The following is a 15268-nucleotide window of genomic DNA, read 5'->3' on the forward strand; positions in this document are numbered from 1 at the left end:
GTGCGGATTGCACTATGTGGGGGGCGGCGACGGCCGTTAGGGTTAAACAGGAGCTGCCGCCCGCTGTTCGGAGGGGCGAGGGACCTGCCGGAGGGCCGGGTGCGGCCCCTTGGATCGCCGCGCAGCGCTCCTGGCGCTCGGACCGCGAAATGGTCCGGGTTGCACCAAGCTGGCATGAAACCAGCTCGCTTCTCCTGTGCCTGCGCGGCGAATCTCACACCCGGCTTCGCGCCCGGCCGGAGGCAGGTCCCTCGCCCCTCCCTCCGTGGTGACGCGCCTGTTTTGTCGCCGTGTTGATTCGTTGTGTTTGTTTTTGTTTCCAGAAAGGGGGCCGCATGGCCGGTGGAAGGTATCTGGAGGACGTCGTCCGGAGGCTGAAGGAAACGGGATTGAAGGTCACGCCGCAGCGGCTGGCGGTGATCCGGTGCCTGGAGGGAAACTCATCCCACCCTTCGGCGGAGCAGATCCATCGGGCGGTGACCCGTTCGTTCCCCGCCATCTCCCTGGCCACCGTCTACAACACCCTCGAGACCCTGGAAAAGATCGAAGCGGTCCGGTCCGTGTACCTGACCGGCGGCCGACGGCACTACGACCCGGAGATGCGGCCCCACCACCACGCGGTGTGCCGGCGGTGCCAGCGCATCGAAGACGTGTTCCCAGAAACCGGAGACCCGGTGCCGGTGCCCGCCACCGTCCGCGGCCGGTTCGCCGAGGTCACTCCCATGGTGCTGTACCGCGGCACGTGCGCCGACTGCGCTTCGTCCTCGTCGCCCTAGCCGGCCTGGCCGCCTCGGCGGCCCGGGCCGGGGTGGAGGGGGTGGTGGCGGGCCGGACCGAGTGGTCGGGCACGGTCGAGGTGACGGCCGACGTGTGGGTGCCCCCTGGGTCCGAGTTGGTGATCCGGTCGGGCACGCGCGTGCGGTTCGCCGAGGCCCTGAGCACCAAGACCGACCCGGTGTTCTGGCACCCGGGCACCGAGCTGGCCGTGGAGGGGCGGCTCGTGGTCGAGGGCACGCCCGACGCGCCGGTGGTGTTCGACGGGGAGGGGTGGGGCGGCCTGGTCGCGGCGCCGGGCGGCCGGGTGCGCCTGCGCGGCGTCCGGATCCGCAACGCCCAGGAGGGGTTGCTGGCCGTAGGGGCCCGGGCCGTGCTGGAGGCCGTGGAGATCGAGGGCGGGGAGTTCGGCCTGGTGGCCGGCCCGGGGTCCCGGATCGAGGCGGCCGGCACCCGGATCCGGGTCGAGGGGGTGGGCGTGCTGGAGGCGGGGGGGCAGGTGGTCGGCGGGCCGGTCGAGGTCGCGGCGGACGACGCGGACCGGCTGCGGGTGCCGCCGGCGGAGCCGGAGGCGGCGCTGGTGCCGGTGCCCCCGGCCCGGGGCCCTCGGGTGGAGTACGTGGGGGAGTACACCGTGGCCCGCGACGAGACCTGGCGGGGCGAGGTGGTGGTGGCCGGGCGGGTCACGGTGGTGCCCGAGGCCGTGCTGACCCTGGCCCCGGGCACCCACGTGCGGTTCCGGCGCATCGACACCAACGGCGACGGTCTGGGGGAGGGGGAGCTCCTGGTGCTCGGGGGCATCCGCAGCCTGGGCACCCTGGCCGCGCCGGTGGTGTTCGAGTCGGCCGAGGCCGAGCCCCGGCCGGGGGACTGGGACAAGGTGAGCCTGGTGGCGTCCGAGGACCCGGACAACCGGTTCCGGTTCACGGTGTTCCGCCACGGGGTGCAGGCCCTGCACGCCCACTTCTCGGCCATGACCGTGGACTCGTGCCTGTTCACCGACAACCTGCGTGCCGTCCAGTTCCAGGAGAGCCCGGAGGCCGAGATCCGGTCCAGCGCGTTCTGGCGCAACAAGCAGGCGCTGCGGTTCCGGGACTCGCGGGTGCGGGTGATCGGGAGCTGGTTCGGGGAGAACTGGTTCGGGGTCCACGCGTTTCGGGCCGAGCTGGAGTTCCGGGGCAACCGGATGGTCGGGCAGGCGTTGGGGAACTTCCTGGCCAAGGAAGGCCGGGTGGTGGTCGAGGACTGCCGGTTCGAGGCCGCCCGGGACGGGGCCCGGTTCAAGGACCCGGATGGGGTGGTGCGGGTGCGGGGCTGCGAGATCCGGAACGTGGCCCAGGACGCGCTCTCGTTCTCCCGGGTGGAGGCCCGGGTCGAGGGGGCGGTGCTGGAGGGGGCCGGCCTGGACCTGGTGGGGGTGGACCGGGCCCGGGTCGTGCTGCGGGGGAACCGGTTCGGTCGGGCCGGCCGGGACGCGATCCACCTGAGCGGGCCGGCCGAGGTGGACGCGCGCCGCAACCGGTGGGAGGGGCGGCCGCCGGAGCGCATCCACGACGGGGAGGACGAGCCGGGCCTGGGCCGGGTGCTGTGGAGGCCCGCGGAGGAGGAGCCCGAATGAGGAGGTGGGTTGCGGCGGCGGTGGTGGCGTGCCTCGCGGGCGCGGCCGTGGCCAGGGCGGAGAGCCTGGAGGCGATCCGGCAGCGGCTGCGGGCCGAGGCCGGGGTGTGCGAGACCCCGTCCTCCCCGGCCGACCTGCCCATGGTGGGCCTGACCGTGCTGCCCGGCGACACCCACGCGCGGCTGGCCCTGGACCTGACCGGCCAGGCCGAGACCGCGGGCGTTCTCAAGAAGGTGGCGCCCCGCCTGGTCCCGGGCACCCGGGTGTTCGTGCCCCGGGCGCTGCTGTCGCCGCTGCTGGCCGACCCCCGGCTCGAGCCGCTGCGGCTCGGGCCCGACACCCCCACCCTGTGGCGGCTGGTCCGCCGCCGGGTGGACACCACCGAGGGCGGGCCGGCCGTGGCGGTGCGCAACCTGCAGCGGCTCAACGGCATCACCGACCCCCGGCGCCTGCCCCGGGGAGCCCGGATCCTGGTGCCCCGGAGTCTGCTGAAGGGGCGCCCCGGGGAGCCGGCCCCGCCCCTGCGGCTCTCCAAGAAGTACCGCGTGACGAGGGTCTCGGGCCTCCAGCGGACCCCCAAGCCGGACGATTTTCCCACGGCGCTCCGCCGCCGACTCCGCGGTCGGGCGTGGCGGCGCCAGCTCAAACCCCGCAAGCCCGACCTGGTGGTGATCCACACCACCGAGCACCGGGGCGCGCCTTTCCCCAACGTGGCTTCCTACATCCGGCGCAAGCGACTGACCAACTACCTGGTGGGCCCCGACGGCACGGTCTACGAGATCGTGCCCGACCGCTACCGGGCGTTCGGGTGCGGCCAGAGCCTGTGGGAGGGGCGGTACGAGGTGGACTTCAACGCGATCAACGTGGAGGTGTACGCCGACACCAGCCCCGGCCGGCCAGAGGGCGGCGGCATCCGGCCCGCCCAGTACGAGGCGCTGCGGGCCCTGCTGGGGTTCCTGCGGGGAAGGTACCCGGGTCTGCACGAGGGGCGGGTGGTCACCCACCGCATGGTCGCGGTGAGCTACGCCACCGGCCTGCGCTCCCGCAAGGGCGACCCCTACGTGTTCGACTGGGCCCGTGCCGGCCTGCCGGACAACAGCCAGGTGATCGACCAGGACGTGCTGGTGGGGCGGGCCAAGCCCTGCACCGACCCCCGGTACGCCGATCGGATGACCGAGGGCCAGGCGGCCGCGGCCCGCATGGGGGAGCTCTGATCCAAAAAAGACGCCCCGGGCCAGGAGGAGAGCCCGAGGTCGCCAACCCGCGGCCCGGAAAGGAGGGAGAAAACGGACCGCGGGGGAACGTCCCCACTTTCTCAATATAGCCACGCCCCCGCCCGGGCGGAACCCCCGGGCCGCCTCCCCGGTGACCTCGGGCCTCGGCCCGCCAGAAGGCTGGGAGGCGAAACGGCCGTTCGTCGTGGGAACTGCCGTGAATCGTAAATCGTAAATCGTAAATCGTGAATCGTGAATCGTGAATCGTGAATCGTGAATCGTGAATCGTGAATCGTGAATCGTTGGGGCGACCGTCCCAACGTCCCCACGTCCCAGCGTCCCAACGTCTTTCCCGATTGAGGGCTCACACCCCTCTCGCCCGGTACCGGCGCGGTCCGGCGGCCGCCGGTTTCGTCCCGGGTTCCCCAAGGGGGGACCGGGTATCGGTTTCGTGCCGGGCAGGGGGCCGGACCCCCGGCGCGGGCCCCTGCGGGCACGGGTTCCGGCGCGGCCCCGGGCTTGCATCCGATGGGCGGATCGAACCCGGTCCGAGAGCTGAGGAGGAGTCTGCGATGGCGCGGTGGGTGCGGTGGTTGGGGGCATGGTGCCTGGTGGCGGTGTGGGCCGCGGCGGCGTCCGGGGCCTGCCCCACGGCGGACGAGGCCGAGGTGGTACGGTTGATCAACGAGGCCCGGCAGGCCGCGGGGCTGGGTCCGCTCCAGGCAGAGGTCCGGCTGACCGGTGCGGCCCGCGGCCACAGCCGGGACATGGCCGCAAACGGGTTTTTCAGCCACACCGGATCGGACGGTTCCGTGTTCTGGCAGAGGATCCGCACCGGGGGCTACGGGTTGAGGGCGGGCGCCGAGAACATCGCGGCCGGCTACCGTTCGCCGTCCGCGGTGGTGAACGCCTGGATGGCCTCCCCGGGGCACCGGGCGAACATCCTCGGGCCCTACCGCGACGTGGGGGTGGGGGTGGCGCGGGGCGGGCCGTACGGGGTGTACTGGACCGTGGACTTTGCCACGCCGCTGGGGGCCAGTGAGCCGTTCGACCCGGTGTGCTCCGGGGGGGACGAGCCGGCTTCCGACCCGGTCCCGACGCCCGTGCCGGGCCCGCCGGCCGGGGGCGAGGTCGTGGTGGACGACGGCGGCGCGGGCACCTCGTTCGTGGGGCTCTGGCGGCCCTCGGCGATGCCCGGCGGATACGGGAGCGGAAGCCTGTACTGCGTGGGGTACCGGGGGGAGCGGTACCGGTGGACGCCCCGGCTTCCGGCCGCCGGCCGCTACCGGGTGTTCCTGTGGTGGGCCGAGGGCAGGGGGCGGAGCATGCGGGTGCCGGTGCGGGTGCGCCACGCCGGCGGCGAGTCCGAGACGCTCGTGAACCAGCGCCGGGACGGGGGGCGGTGGAACCTGCTGGGCACGTTCGAGTTCCGGGCCGACGGCAGCGAGTGGGTGGAGCTCTCGGGCGAGAACGGCCAGGCCTCGGCCGACGCCGTGCGGTTCGTGCCGGCGACCGGGGAGCCCGCCGATCCCCCTGCCGCGGCGAACCGGTCGCCCCAGCCGCGGGACGACGAGGCGGTGGCCCGAAGCGGCGAGACCGTGGGGATCCGGGTCCTGGCGAACGACACCGACCCGGACGGGGACCCGTTGACCGTGGTGGCGGTCGGCCCGGCCGCCCACGGCCGGGCCGAGGTGGGGGCCGACGGTGTGGTGGAGTACACCCCCGACCCGGGTTTTGCGGGGAACGACGCGTTCTCGTACACGGCGGGCGACGGTCGGGGGGGCACGGCGGAGGCCCGGGTCACGGTGCGGGTGGATCCGCCGCCCCCGGCGGACGCGCCCTCACCGGCCGTCGAGCTGGTTCTCGACGAGGACGCCGCGGCCGCTCAGACCGTGGGGTTGTGGCGGCCGTCCAGGATCGCCGGGGGGTACCAGGGAGACAGCCTGTACTGCCTCGGGCTGTCCCGGGACCGGTTTCGGTGGACCCCGGACCTGCCGGCGCCGGGCCCCTACCGGGTATACCTGTGGTGGACCGCCAGCCAGGGCCGGAGCCCACGGGTGCCGGTGCGGGTGCGCCACGCCGGCGGCGAGTTCGAGACGCTCGTGAACCAGCGCCGGGACGGGGGGCGGTGGAACCTGCTGGGCACGTTCGAGTTCCGGGCCGACGGCAGCGAGTGGGTGGAGCTCTCGGGCGAGAACGGCCAGGCCTCGGCCGACGCCGTGCGGTTCGTGCCGGCAGGGCCTTGACCCGGCGACAGGACGGGTGACGGGGAGGCGGCGCACGGCGTTGCTACCCCCCCTCGTCCCAACGTCCCAACGTCCTACCGTCCTAACGATTCTGGCAGGTGCGCGATCCGGTTGGCGTACTGAACGAGCAGGGGCTCGTTTCGCACGACGTACCGGGAGCGGGCCGGGGCGGGGTCCACGAACCCCCTGCGCTGGAACAGGTCCAGGGCGTCCCCGAACTCGTCCCACCGCTCCGCTTCCGAGCCGGCCCGAAATGCGGCCTCGGCCTCCTCCGGCCGAAACCAGGAGGTTCCGCCCTCCCGGCGGGCCACCCTCAGCACGGCGCGGGCCAGGAGCGAGGTGGACGCCGGCACGATCCCCGCCGCGATGCGTTCGAGGATCCGGGCCGCCACCCGGTCGGCGGGCTCGCCCGGAACGAGCTCCAGGGGCTCGGAGAACCGCAGGTGGATCGGGGGGTCGCCGAGCTGTCGGTACCGGCGGTCCAGCCGGGTCAGCTGGCTCACCAGGTCCTGCCGGGAGATCTCGGCCCCCCTGCGGGCCGCCTCGATCTCCTCGTCCTCGGGCACCAGGGTGTAGGACAGCGAGATCGGCACGGCCCAGGCCCGGCGGCCGGTGTGCTCCAGGTACCCCAGGATGTCGGCCACGATGCCCCGCTTGGGCTTGCCGAGCCGGCCGTCCCGGGAGCGGGTGCCCTCCAGGTAGAACAGGAACGGCTCGTTGCGGTCCCACCCGAACCGCAGGTAGGCGGTGTGGACCCTTCGGTACACCGGGTTCTGGAACCAGCGCACGGTGTGGGGCCACCGTTTCTCTGCCCCGATCTGCTCCCGCCGGATCTTGTAAGCGTTCATGGCCGGGAGCACCACCGTGGACACCCCCCGGAACAGGTTGGCCCCGGCTGCGATCCGGGGCTGGGGGATGCCGGCCGCGTTCAGGGCGAAGCACAAGGGCACGTGGTCGGCGTTGGACACGTGGTTGGGCAGGAGGAACACGGGGCCGTGCTCCACGGCCCGTCGCACCCGGTCGAGCACCCCATCGCGCTCCTCGAGCACCCGGATGCTCCTCACGAAGTGGGGGAAGATCCGTCGGGCCACGGCCCGAAACAGCAGGAAGAAGGCTGGGTTGAGCTCGGCCACCATGTCCTCGGCGTAGTACCGGGCGAGGTGGCGGATGATCGCCATCGAGTCGCCCAGGCCGCCGAGCTCGGCCACCCGGCGCCGGTACTTGGCGGCGCGAGGATCGGAGGGGCCCAGGCGGCGCAGCCGGTGCCGGAAGTACACCTTCTGGTACACCCGGGCCTGCCGGGCCGCCAGGGCCGCTTCGAACCGGTGCTCGGCGTAGTGGGCCGTCACGGCCTCCACCACGGCCTCGACCGCCTCCTGCCTGCGGTAGCGGGTCCGGTTCAGGCCGTACCGCTCGGCCAGGGCCCGGATCCACGGGATCTCGCATCCCCGCAGGGAGGCGGACAGGAGCCGGGAGGACAGGGACCGGGACAAGCGGGCGATGGGGCGGGACACGGCTGGGCGGCTCGATGGGATGGGGGTGTCGGTCGTCGGAAACGGCCCGAGACGGTACCCGATGCCGGGGTCCCGTGTCTACTGCGAGCAGGCCGGGGCCTCCAGGGACTCGATGCGGAGGTCGTCGTACCAGGCCGTGACGGACTCTCCGGTCTGGTCGGTGTCGGTCATGACCGCCACGGCCCCGGCCTTTGGGGGGTCGCGGCCGAAGGCGCGACGGTAGTCCTCCACCAGGTTCCGCCGCTCCTCCACCCACCGGCCCACCCGGTCGGGACCGGACTCGGCCGCGATCATGACCGCGTTGGAGAAGAACGGGTTGGGCACCGCGGTCTCCGGGGGCAGACGGGTGCCCCAGATGTAGTTGAGGCTCTTCGTCTTGGGGGGAAACCAGTGGGGGAACACCACGTACACCCGGGCGGCGTAGTCGTCGCCCTGCTTGCGGCTCGGGTCGCTCGCCTCCACCACCCGGTCCACCTTCCAGCGCCAGGAGAGGATCGGGTAGCGGCAGGGGTCGAACCGGATCTCGAACACCAGGCCGGAGGCCGCCCCCCGGCTCTCGGCCCGCAGGGCCCGGTTGCCGTCCGGCTCGGTGACCACCTCGTACAAGGTCTGCCCGGAGAACCGCTTTTCCTCCCAGCCCCTGCCCAGGCCCCCCTCGAAGTCCTCGACCCACAGCACCTCGGCCGCCGCGGTCAGGGGAATCAGCATGAGCGCCGCCAGGGCCGTGAGCCGGATCATTCCCACTTGCATTCGAGAAGAGCGCTTTCGGGGCGACCGTTCCTCCGCTGGTGAGACGGCCTCGCCGAAGCCGCTGCGGCTCGGTCCGCTACGGCGCGTGAGGGCACGCGCCACGGCCGCTCCCCTTCGCCGAGCGGCTTCGAGCGGCTCGGCCGTAACGCTCCGGACCGGTCGCCCCGAAAACGCCGGCCGATACGTCTCAGGTTGACGGCAACTTGGTATCAGACCCCGCATCGCAGCACCCGGGCGTAGTTGGCCCGCACCAGGCCGGCCGGGTCGGACGAGCCGTCCGAGGCCAGCAGGCCCCGGACCTGGTCCAGGTTCTCGTACCCCTTGCGCTCCATCCACTCGGTGAGGCCCCGGACCACGGCTCCGAGGTGGTCGGGTCCGTGCTCGAGGAGCGCCGAGACCATCTGAACCGTTCGGGCCCCGGCCAGGATCGCCTTGGCCGCGTCCTCGGGCCCGTGGACCCCGCCGGTCACGGCGAGCTCGGCGGGCACCCTGTGGGCCAGCAGGGCGGTCCACCGGAGCCGGAGCCCCAGCTCGGCAGGGGTGGACCGGCGCAGGCGCGGGACCACCTCGAGGGCCTCGGGGTCGATGTCGGGCTGGTAGAACCGGTTGAACAGCACCACGGCCCGGGCCCCGGTCTGGCCCAGGCGCCGAACCAGGTGGGGCAGCGACGAGAAGAACGGGGAGAGCTTCACCGCCACGGGCAGGGACACGACCCGCACCACCGAGCCCACCACCTCGACCACCCGGTCGTCCACCTCGGCCGGCCCCACGCCGGGGTCGGCCGCCAGGAAGTACACGTTGAGCTCCAGGGCGTCGGCCCCGGCCTCCTGGATCTGCCGCGCGTACTCCACCCAGGTGCCGGGGGATGCGCCGTTCAGCGAGGCGATCACCGGGATCGCGACGGCCTCCTTGATCTTTCGGAGGCGCTCCAGGTACGCGTCCGGGCCCTCGGATCCGGCCCGGGGGAAGTAGCTCAGGGCCTCGGCGAACGACTCCGACGGCCGTTCCACGTCCCGGATCCGGCGGAGCCGCTCGTGCTCGATCTCCTCCTCGAACAGGCTCGGCAGGACCACGGCGGGCGCACCCGCGTCCTCGAGCCTCCGGACCCGGTCCGGACCCTCGGTCAAGGACGACGCGCCAGGGATCACCGGGTGGGAGAGGGAGAGCCCCAGGTAGGTCGTGCTCAGGTCCATGGCAGCCTCCATCGTTCGGACAAAGGGGGACCGGTTCGGCCATCGGCACGGCACCACCGTAACCGAAAAAAAAGGCCCGTCAACCGACGGGCCTTTCGGTGCCGCGAACCCGGAACCTCGACGCTAGGCGTCCTTGTGGGCCGGGCCCATTTTGAGGTGGGCCAGCTGCTCGTACAGGGCGTAGTGGCGCCGCACCTCCTCCTCGGCCGACCGCAGAAGGGCCTTGGCCCGGTCGGGATCCATCTGCTGGAGCATCCGGTACCGGGTCTCCTGGTACACGTACTCCTCCAGCCGGATCTTGGGCGGGTTCGAGTCGAGCTGGAACGGGTTGAGCCCCTCGTTCCGCCGCCGAGGATCGAACCGGTACAGGGGCCAGTGGCCCGACTCCACCGCCCGCTTCTGCTGCTCGCACCCGTAGCGCAGGTCGTAGCCGTGGGCGATGCAGTGGCTGTAGGCGATGATCAGGGAGGTGCCGGGGTAGGACTCCGCCTCGGCGAACGCCTTCACGGTGTGCTGGTCCTTGGCGCCGAACGCCACCCGGGCCACGTACACGTCGCCGTAGGCCATGGCCATGAGCCCCAGGTCCTTCTTGGGCTTGGACTTTCCGGCCGCGGCGAACTTGGCGGCCGCCCCCATGGGGGTGGCCTTGGACATCTGGCCGCCGGTGTTCGAGTACACCTCGGTGTCCATCACGAGGATGTTGACGTCCCGGCCCATGGACAGCACGTGGTCCAGGCCGCCGTAGCCGATGTCGTAGGCCCAGCCGTCGCCGCCCAGGATCCACACGCTCTTGCGCACCAGGTAGTCGGCCAGCGACGCCAGCCAGCGGGCCTGCGGATCGTCGCCCAGGCCCGCGAGCTTCTCCTTGAGGGCGGCCACCCGCTCGCGCTGCTCCCGGATGCCCGCCTCCGACGACTGGTCGGCCGTGAGCAGGGCGCTCACCAGGTCGTCGCCGATCCGGGGCGCCAGGGCCCGCAAGAGCTCCTCGGCCATCTCCCTCTGCTTGTCGATGGCCAGCCGCATGCCCAGGCCGAACTCCGCGTTGTCCTCGAACAGGGAGTTGGACCAGGTGGGCCCCAGCCCCTGGTCGTTGGTGGTGTAAGGGGTGGTGGGCAGGTTGCCCCCGTAGATCGAGGAGCAGCCGGTGGCGTTGGCGATCAGCATCCGGTCCCCGAACAGCTGGGTCATCAGCTTCACGTAGGGGGTCTCGCCGCACCCGGCGCAGCACCCCGAGAACTCGAACAGGGGCCGCCGCAGTTGGCTGCCCTTCACGTCGGTCTTGAGGGTCGTCGGGTCCAGGTCCGGGATCGACAGGAAGAACGCCCAGTTCTCCCGCTCCTGGTCCCGCAGGGGCAGCTGGGGCTCCAGGTTGATGGCCTTTCGCTTGGGGTCGGCCTTGTTCTTGGCCGGGCAGGTCTGGACGCACAGGCCGCAGCCGGTGCAGTCCTCCGGGGCCACCTGGATGGTGAACTTCTTGCCGGCCCAGTCCTTGCCCTTGGCGTCGGCCGACTTGAACGCGGCCGGCGCGCCCTCGAGGACCGCGGGATCGTAGATCTTGGGCCGGATCGTGGCGTGGGGGCACACGAACGAGCACTTGGTGCACTGGATGCAGGTGTCCGGGTCCCACACCGGGATCTCCAGGGCGATGTTGCGCTTCTCCCACTGGGTGGTGCCCGTGGGGAAGGTGCCGTCCACCGGCAGCAGGCTCACCGGAATCTGGTCGCCCTTCAGGGCCATCATGGGCGCCTCCACCCGCTTCACGAACTCGGGGGCCTCGTCGGGCACGATGGGCGGGCGGGTGCGGGTGGCCGTGACCGCGTCGGGCACCTCGACCTCGTGGAGGTTGGCCAGGGTCTCGTCCACGGCCCGGAAGTTCTTCTGGACGATCTCCTCGCCCTTCTTGCCGTAGGTCTTCTGGATGGCGCCCTTGATCTTGGCGATGGCCTCTTCCCGGGGCAGCACGCCCGAGATGGCGAAGAAGCAGGTCTGCATGATGGTGTTGATCCGCACGCCCATGCCGGTGTGCTTGGCCACCTCGTAGGCGTCGATCACGTAGAACCGGAGCTTCTTCTCCAGGATCTGCTCCTGCATCTCCCGGGGCAGGTGCTCCCACACCTCGTCCGGGCCGTAGGGCGAGTTCAGCAGGAACACGGCCCCGGGCGCCGCGAACTCGAGCACGTCGTACTTGTCCACGAAGGTGAACTGGTGGCAGGCCACGAAGCTGGCCCGGCGGATCTGGTAGGCCGACCGGATGTGCCGGGGGCCGAACCGCAGGTGGGACACCGTGACGCCCCCGGACTTCTTCGAGTCGTACACGAAGTAGCCCTGGGCGTAGTTGTCCGTCTCCTCACCGATGATCTTGATGGAGTTCTTGTTGGCGCCCACGGTTCCGTCGGCCCCCAGGCCCCAGAACACGGCCCGCACCACGTCCTCGGGCTCGATGTCGAACCCGGGGTCGAACTCCAGGGAGGTGTGGGTCACGTCGTCGTGGATGCCCACGGTGAAGTGGTTCTTGGGCCGGTCGGCCGCCAGGTTGTCGAACACCGCCTTGACCATGGCGGGCGTGAAGTCCTTGGAGGACAGGCCGTACCGGCCTCCCACCACCCGGGGCCGGTCGGCGTAGGGCGCGGCGCCGGTGGCCTCGGCCTCGTCCAGGGCCGCCACCACGTCGGTGTACAGGGGCTCGCCCACCGCCCCGGCCTCCTTGGTCCGGTCGAGCACCGCGATGCCCCGCACCGTGGCGGGCAGGGCGGCCGCGAAGTGCTCCAGGCTGAACGGCCGGTACAGCCGCACCTTGACCAGGCCCACCTTCTCGCCCCGGGCCACCAGGTGCTCCACGGTCTCGTGGGCCACGTCGGCGCCCGAGCCCATCATCACGATGACCCGCTCGGCCTCGGGATGGCCCACGTAGTCGAACAGCCGGTACCGCCGGCCGGTGAGCCGGGCGAACTGCTCCATCACCTCGGCCACGATGCCGGGGCAGGCCAGGTAGTAGGGGTTGCACGCCTCCCGGGCCTGGAAGAACACGTCGGGGTTCTGGGCCGTGCCCCGGATCTTGGGCCGGTCGGGCGACAGGGCCCGCTCCCGGTGGGCCCGCACGGCGTCCTCGTCCACCAGGGAGCGCAGGTCGTCGTCGGTGAGCTCCTCGATCTTGGCCACCTCGTGGGAGGTGCGGAACCCGTCGAAGAAGTGGAGGAACGGGACCCGGGCCTTGAGCCCGGCCGCGTGGGCGATGGCGGCCAGGTCGTGGGCCTCCTGGACCCCGTTGGACGCGAGCAGGGCAAACCCGGTCTGGCGGCAGGCCATCACGTCCGAGTGGTCGCCGAAGATGGACAGGGCCTGGGCCGCCACCGTGCGGGCGGAGACGTGCATGGTGTAGCTGGTGAGCTCCCCCGCGATCTTGTACATGTTGGGGATCATCAGCAGCAGCCCCTGGCTCGCCGTGAACGTGGTGGTCAGGGCGCCGGCCTGCAGGGCGCCGTGGACCGCGCCGGCCGCGCCGCCCTCGCTCTGCATCTCCACCACGTGGGGCACGGTGCCCCAGATGTTCTTCTTGCCCACGGCAGACCACTCGTCCGCGAACTCGCCCATGGGCGAGGAGGGGGTGATCGGGTAGATCGCGATCACCTCGCTCAGCCGGTGGGCCACCGAGGCGGCGGCCTCGTTCCCGTCGATGGTCATCCGTCTCCGCTGGGACATGGGTGTCTCCTTTCGTCCTTAGGGGATAGGCGGAAAAAACGAAAGGGGCCCGGTCCTCACGACCAAGGGTGGGCCCCCGCAGTCCGGTGTTCGCTCCGGCTCGGTGGGTTGGGCTAGTCCCGGCCGCGGCCGAAGATCCTCAGGAGGAACAAGAACAGGTTCACGAAGTCCAGGTAGAGGGCCAGGGCGCCCAGGATGGCCTGGCGCGACAGGGCCGCCTCGCCGCCCGCCGCGGCCGCCACCCCGATCCGCTGGACCTTCTGGGCGTCGTAGGCGGCGAGCACGGTGAACACCAGCACCCCCATGTAGCTCAGGGCCCAGTCCAAGGCCGGGCTCCGGAGGAACCAGTTGGCGATGCTGGCCACCAGCACCCCCACCAGCCCCATGAACGCGAACGATCCCGCGCTGGTGAGATCCCGGCGGGTCACGGTGCCGTAGAGGGCCGCGGCCCCGAACGTGGCCGCGGCCACCCCCAGGGTCAACACGATGCTCGTGCCGGTGTACACAAGAAAGATCACCGACAGGGTGACCCCGTTCAGGACCGAGTAACCCAGAAACGCCCAGCTCGCCGCGGTGACGCTCATGCGGCCGATCCAACCGGACAGGGCCACCACCAGCCCCAGCTCCGCCAGGATCAGGAACAGGAACGCCCCCCGGTTCAGCACCAGGGCCCCCATGAGGGCCGGGCTCCGGACCACCAGCAGGGCGCTCGCCGCGGTGAGCACGAGGCCCCCGGCCATCCACTGATACACCGCCCGCACGAACCGGGTGCGCACCAGCGCCAGGGTTCGGGGGTCGGCCACGGGAACGGTCTGGGACAACGAAAGGGGCATCGCATCTGCTCCTGGGGATCAGTAACTTCGGTCTACCGGTCTACGGTCGTCGGTCTGGGGTCTTCGGCCCAGGTCGCGAGGTGGAGGCCCTCCCGCCCCCTGAGTCGCGAGGGCGTCGCCTCCGCGCTCACCTTCTGTGGGAGCGGCCTCCTGGCCGCGACAAATCCCCCGCGCCCGTTTTGTCGCCGGGGTCATCCCCGGGATCACTCGTAATCTCTCGTCGCGAAGCAGAACGCTTCCTGACCCGTCCGGGTCAGAGGGGCGGGTGGTAGGCGGACTGCCGGTACCAGGCCAGGGCCTCGGCCGCCGAGGGAAACGCACGGCGGTGGCTGACCATCTCCCGCAGGATCGCGAGGCTCTCCTCCCAGTAGGCGCCGGCCCGGAGGAGTTCGGCCTGGAGGGCCACCCACATCTGTCGGACCCGTTGGGGCAGGGTGTCGTCGCCGGGGAGCCGGGCGAACGCGGTCGTCTCCTGTGCCATGGCGGTTTTGACCTCCCTCGTTTCGGTGTGGCGGAACACGGGTGCAACGGCGCGAAATGGCGCAGAAAAGGAGCTTTACTTATACCCGGACCCGCCGGGTCGATCAAGGGACGAGGAGGACCGGCGTGCCCCGGGTGAGCCCCAGCACCTCTCGGGCGCTGCCCTCGCGAACGCCGATCTCCAGGCGATCGCTGGAGCCCCAGAGGGCCAGGGCCTCTCCCGGGTCCACCTCGGCGTAGGTCCGGACCACCGGGATCTCCCGGCCGGCCACCCGGACCCTACGGCCCGGGCCGTGGCCCTGTCGGAGGTTCGTGACGGCGTTGCCGAACCGGTCGAAGGCGAGGACCTGGCCCTCCACACCCTCGGGGGTGGGGCGGGGTTGGGGGAAGGGCAGCCGGTGAATCGAGTCGGCCCGGGGCCCGACGAGGCCGGGGTCGGCCCCTGCGGCCAGGTGGGCCGCCACCGGCGCGAACACGTCCCGGCCGTGGAAGGTGGAGCTGACCGGATGGAGCCACAGGGCGGGGTTCTCGATCCGGCGCACCTCCCGGATCTCCGCGGGGTCCAGGAACGACAGCAGGCCGTTGTCCGGGGCCACGAACCAGGCGGCCTTCGTGGCCACGGCCACGGCCGGCCGGTCCGTGCCCACCCCCGGGTCCACCACGGCCAGGTGCACCGTGCCCGGTGGGAAGTAGGGCGCGGCCGCCTCCAGCGCGAGGCATCCGGCCAGCACGTCCTGGGGCGGCAGCTCGTGTACCAGGTCGACCAGCCGGGCCCGGGGGCAGATCCCGAGAATCACCCCCTTCATGATGCCCACGAACGGGTCCCGGCCGCCGAAGTCCGTGGTCAGGGTGACCACCGGGGGTTCCTTGACAGCCCGGGGTGCCGGCTCTACTCTGGCTTGCATCCCATCATCCTCACACGAAGGGAGGTGAGCGCAATGACGATG

11 protein-coding genes are annotated in these 15268 nt (G+C 71.8%); 4 read left to right on the forward strand and 7 right to left on the reverse strand.

Annotation, left to right across the window (positions count from 1 at the left end):
* Positions 1–389 precede the first annotated feature (389 nt).
* The 4 genes from DEFCA_RS19065 to DEFCA_RS20230 all read left to right on the forward strand — a co-directional run bounded on the left by DEFCA_RS19065 (position 390) and on the right by DEFCA_RS20230 (position 5852).
* Entirely contained in the window at positions 390–776 is a 387-nt protein-coding gene (locus tag DEFCA_RS19065) for a Fur family transcriptional regulator (RefSeq protein ID WP_025321649.1), read from the forward strand.
* Positions 743–2392 (forward strand): right-handed parallel beta-helix repeat-containing protein, encoded by a 1650-nt coding sequence (locus DEFCA_RS24000; protein ID WP_025321650.1) that lies wholly within the window; start codon positions 743–745, stop codon positions 2390–2392. The genes DEFCA_RS19065 and DEFCA_RS24000 overlap by 34 nt, the downstream gene beginning before the upstream one ends.
* Positions 2389–3606 (forward strand): N-acetylmuramoyl-L-alanine amidase, encoded by a 1218-nt coding sequence (locus DEFCA_RS0103480; RefSeq protein ID WP_025321651.1) that lies wholly within the window; start codon positions 2389–2391, stop codon positions 3604–3606. The genes DEFCA_RS24000 and DEFCA_RS0103480 overlap by 4 nt, the downstream gene beginning before the upstream one ends.
* A 572-nt stretch (positions 3607–4178) precedes the next feature.
* On the forward strand, positions 4179–5852 hold the full coding sequence (locus DEFCA_RS20230) for a golvesin C-terminal-like domain-containing protein (RefSeq protein ID WP_025321652.1): 1674 nt from the start codon (positions 4179–4181) through the stop codon (positions 5850–5852).
* 74 nt (positions 5853–5926) lie between these two features.
* Here DEFCA_RS20230 and DEFCA_RS0103490 read toward each other — a convergent pair whose 3' ends face one another.
* The 7 genes from DEFCA_RS0103490 to DEFCA_RS0103520 all read right to left on the reverse strand — a co-directional run bounded on the left by DEFCA_RS0103490 (position 5927) and on the right by DEFCA_RS0103520 (position 15226).
* Positions 5927–7366 (reverse strand): 1-acyl-sn-glycerol-3-phosphate acyltransferase, encoded by a 1440-nt coding sequence (locus DEFCA_RS0103490; RefSeq protein ID WP_025321653.1) that lies wholly within the window; start codon positions 7364–7366, stop codon positions 5927–5929.
* Between the two features lie 78 nt (positions 7367–7444).
* On the reverse strand, positions 7445–8104 hold the full coding sequence (locus DEFCA_RS0103495) for a DUF3047 domain-containing protein (RefSeq protein ID WP_025321654.1): 660 nt from the start codon (positions 8102–8104) through the stop codon (positions 7445–7447).
* Positions 8105–8325: 221 nt separating this feature from the next.
* Positions 8326–9309: a dihydroorotate dehydrogenase-like protein gene (locus DEFCA_RS0103500; protein WP_025321655.1), complete on the reverse strand. Its 984-nt coding sequence runs from the start codon at positions 9307–9309 to the stop codon at positions 8326–8328.
* A gap of 123 nt (positions 9310–9432) precedes the next feature.
* Positions 9433–13008 carry a pyruvate:ferredoxin (flavodoxin) oxidoreductase gene (nifJ, locus tag DEFCA_RS0103505; protein ID WP_025321656.1) on the reverse strand — a complete coding sequence of 1192 codons (3576 nt, stop codon included), beginning with the start codon at positions 13006–13008 and terminating at the stop codon, positions 9433–9435.
* 113 nt (positions 13009–13121) lie between these two features.
* Complete coding sequence (locus DEFCA_RS0103510; RefSeq protein ID WP_051463187.1) at positions 13122–13841, reverse strand: Bax inhibitor-1/YccA family protein; 720 nt, start codon at positions 13839–13841, stop codon at positions 13122–13124.
* Positions 13842–14094: 253 nt separating this feature from the next.
* A complete protein-coding gene (locus tag DEFCA_RS0103515) occupies positions 14095–14322 on the reverse strand; it encodes a hypothetical protein (protein ID WP_025321658.1) in 228 nt (75 codons plus the stop codon).
* Positions 14323–14425: 103 nt separating this feature from the next.
* Positions 14426–15226 carry an SAM hydrolase/SAM-dependent halogenase family protein gene (locus DEFCA_RS0103520; RefSeq protein WP_084318742.1) on the reverse strand — a complete coding sequence of 267 codons (801 nt, stop codon included), beginning with the start codon at positions 15224–15226 and terminating at the stop codon, positions 14426–14428.
* Positions 15227–15268 lie beyond the last annotated feature (42 nt).

The sequence above is a fragment of the Deferrisoma camini S3R1 genome (assembly GCF_000526155.1).
In the GTDB taxonomy this organism is placed as follows: Bacteria; Desulfobacterota; Deferrisomatia; order Deferrisomatales; family Deferrisomataceae; genus Deferrisoma; species Deferrisoma camini.